1 rRNA gene is annotated in these 3,202 nt (G+C 53.8%); it reads left to right on the top strand.

The window, feature by feature from the left end:
* Window positions 1–122: 122 nt before the first annotated feature.
* Window positions 123–3,030 (top strand): 23S ribosomal RNA (locus Xind_RS24725).
* Window positions 3,031–3,202 lie beyond the last annotated feature (172 nt).

Raw genomic sequence — 3,202 nt, 5'->3', positions numbered from 1 at the left:
GCTCTTTAACAATCTGGAACAAGCTGAAAAATTGAAACATTCAGTGACACGGCTTTCTGAGTGAAAGCGGTCATTGAAGAGTCTCTCAACAACCCCAGTCCGAAGACCCCTTCGGGTTGTGAGGTTAAGCGACTAAGCGTACACGGTGGATGCCTAGGCAGTCAGAGGCGATGAAGGACGTGCTAATCTGCGATAAGCGCCGGTAAGGTGATATGAACCGTTATAGCCGGCGATGTCCGAATGGGGAAACCCAGTGCAATCCGTTGCACTATCGTTTGATGAATTCATAGTCAAACGAGGCGAACCGGGGGAACTGAAACATCTCAGTACCCCGAGGAAAAGAAATCAACCGAGATTCCCCCAGTAGCGGCGAGCGAACGGGGAGGAGCCCAGAACCAGCAACAGCTTGTGTGTCAGTGGAAGCGTCTGGAAAGGCGCACAGTAAAGGGTGACAGTCCCGTACACGAAGATGCATAAGGTGGGAGTTCGATGAGTAGGGCGGGACACGTGGTATCCTGTCTGAACATGGGGGGACCATCCTCCAAGGCTAAATACTCCTGACTGACCGATAGTGAACCAGTACCGTGAGGGAAAGGCGAAAAGAACCCCGGCGAGGGGAGTGAAAGAGAACCTGAAACCGTGTACGTACAAGCAGTGGGAGCACCCTTTGGGGTGTGACTGCGTACCTTTTGTATAATGGGTCAGCGACTTATATTCTGTAGCAAGGTTAACCGTATAGGGGAGCCGCAGGGAAACCGAGTCTTAACGGGGCGTTAAGTTGCAGGGTATAGACCCGAAACCCGGTGATCTAGCCATGGGCAGGTTGAAGGTTGGGTAACACTAACTGGAGGACCGAACCGACTAATGTTGAAAAATTAGCGGATGACTTGTGGCTGGGGGTGAAAGGCCAATCAAACCGGGAGATAGCTGGTTCTCCCCGAAAGCTATTTAGGTAGCGCCTCGTGAACTCATCTTCGGGGGTAGAGCACTGTTTCGGCTAGGGGGTCATCCCGACTTACCAACCCGATGCAAACTGCGAATACCGAAGAATGTTATCACGGGAGACACACGGCGGGTGCTAACGTCCGTCGTGAAGAGGGAAACAACCCAGACCGCCAGCTAAGGTCCCCAAGTTCTGGTTAAGTGGGAAACGAAGTGGGAAGGCTCAGACAGCCAGGATGTTGGCTTAGAAGCAGCCATCATTTAAAGAAAGCGTAATAGCTCACTGGTCGAGTCGGCCTGCGCGGAAGATGTAACGGGGCTAAACCAGGCACCGAAGCTGCGGCAGCGACACGAATGTGTTGCTGGGTAGGGGAGCGTTCTGTAAGCCGTTGAAGGTGAACTGTGAGGTTGGCTGGAGGTATCAGAAGTGCGAATGCTGACATAAGTAACGATAATGCGGGTGAAAAACCCGCACGCCGGAAGACCAAGGGTTCCTGTCCAACGTTAATCGGGGCAGGGTGAGTCGACCCCTAAGGCGAGGCTGAAAAGCGTAGTCGATGGGCAACAGGTTAATATTCCTGTACTTGGTGTTACTGCGAAGGGGGGACGGAGAAGGCTATGTCATCCGGGCGACGGTCGTCCCGGTTTAAGCGTGTAGGTGGGGGTTCCTGGTAAATCCGGAGCCCTGATAACACTGAGGCGTGATGACGAGGCACTGCGGTGCTGAAGTGACAGATGCCCGGCTTCCAGGAAAAGCCTCTAAGCATCAGGTAACATGAAATCGTACCCCAAACCGACACAGGTGGTCAGGTAGAGAATACTCAGGCGCTTGAGAGAACTCGGGTGAAGGAACTAGGCAAAATGGTGCCGTAACTTCGGGAGAAGGCACGCTGGCGTCAGGTGAAGAAACTTGCTTTCGGAGCCGAGGCCAGTCGCAGAGACCAGCTGGCTGCAACTGTTTAATAAAAACACAGCACTGTGCAAACACGAAAGTGGACGTATACGGTGTGACGCCTGCCCGGTGCTGGAAGGTTAATTGATGGGGTTATCCTTAGGGAGAAGCTCTTGATCGAAGCCCCAGTAAACGGCGGCCGTAACTATAACGGTCCTAAGGTAGCGAAATTCCTTGTCGGGTAAGTTCCGACCTGCACGAATGGCGTAATGATGGCCAGGCTGTCTCCACCCGAGACTCAGTGAAATTGAACTCGCTGTGAAGATGCAGTGTACCCGCGGCAAGACGGAAAGACCCCGTGAACCTTTACTATAGCTTGACACTGAACCTTGAGCCTTGATGTGTAGGATAGGTGGGAGGCCTGGAAGTGTGGACGCCAGTCTGCATGGAGCCATCCTTGAAATACCACCCTTGAATGTTTGATGTTCTAACGTAAGCCCGTTATCCGGGTTGCGGACAGTGTCTGGTGGGTAGTTTGACTGGGGCGGTCTCCTCCCAAAGCGTAACGGAGGAGCACGAAGGTCAGCTAATCACGGTCGGACATCGTGAGGTTAGTGCAAAGGCATAAGCTGGCTTGACTGCGAGCGTGACGGCGCGAGCAGGTACGAAAGTAGGTCTTAGTGATCCGGTGGTTCTGCATGGAAGGGCCATCGCTCAACGGATAAAAGGTACTCCGGGGATAACAGGCTGATACCGCCCAAGAGTTCATATCGACGGCGGTGTTTGGCACCTCGATGTCGGCTCATCACATCCTGGGGCTGAAGTAGGTCCCAAGGGTATGGCTGTTCGCCATTTAAAGTGGTACGCGAGCTGGGTTTAGAACGTCGTGAGACAGTTCGGTCCCTATCTGCCGTGGGCGCTGGAAGATTGAAAGGGGCTGCTCCTAGTACGAGAGGACCGGAGTGGACGCACCACTGGTGTTCGGGTTGTCATGCCAATGGCACTGCCCGGTAGCTAAGTGCGGAAGAGATAACCGCTGAAAGCATCTAAGCGGGAAACTTGCCTTGAGATGAGTCTTCCCTTATCCCCAGAGGATACTGAAGGAGCGTTCGAGACGAGGACGTGGATAGGCTGGGTGTGTAAGCGTGGCGAGACGTTGAGCTAACCAGTACTAATGTACCGTGCGGCTTAACCTGACAACACCGAAGGGGTTTTGGGGGCGTTGGAGAGAAAGACGAAAAGTTTCAGAGACGGGAGTGGCCTGGGCCAGTCCGGCAGCTTGTTCGGGATTGAAAACAGGATTTGTCTGGCGGCAATAGCGCGGTGGTCCCACCTGACCCCATGCCGAACTCAGCAGTGAAACGCCGT

Origin of the sequence: Xenorhabdus indica (assembly GCF_014467235.1) — a bacterium.
Classification (GTDB): Bacteria; Pseudomonadota; Gammaproteobacteria; order Enterobacterales; family Enterobacteriaceae; genus Xenorhabdus; species Xenorhabdus indica.
The sequence above is the reverse complement of the archived record's forward strand: the minus strand, read 5'-3'. Positions and strand labels throughout refer to the sequence as shown.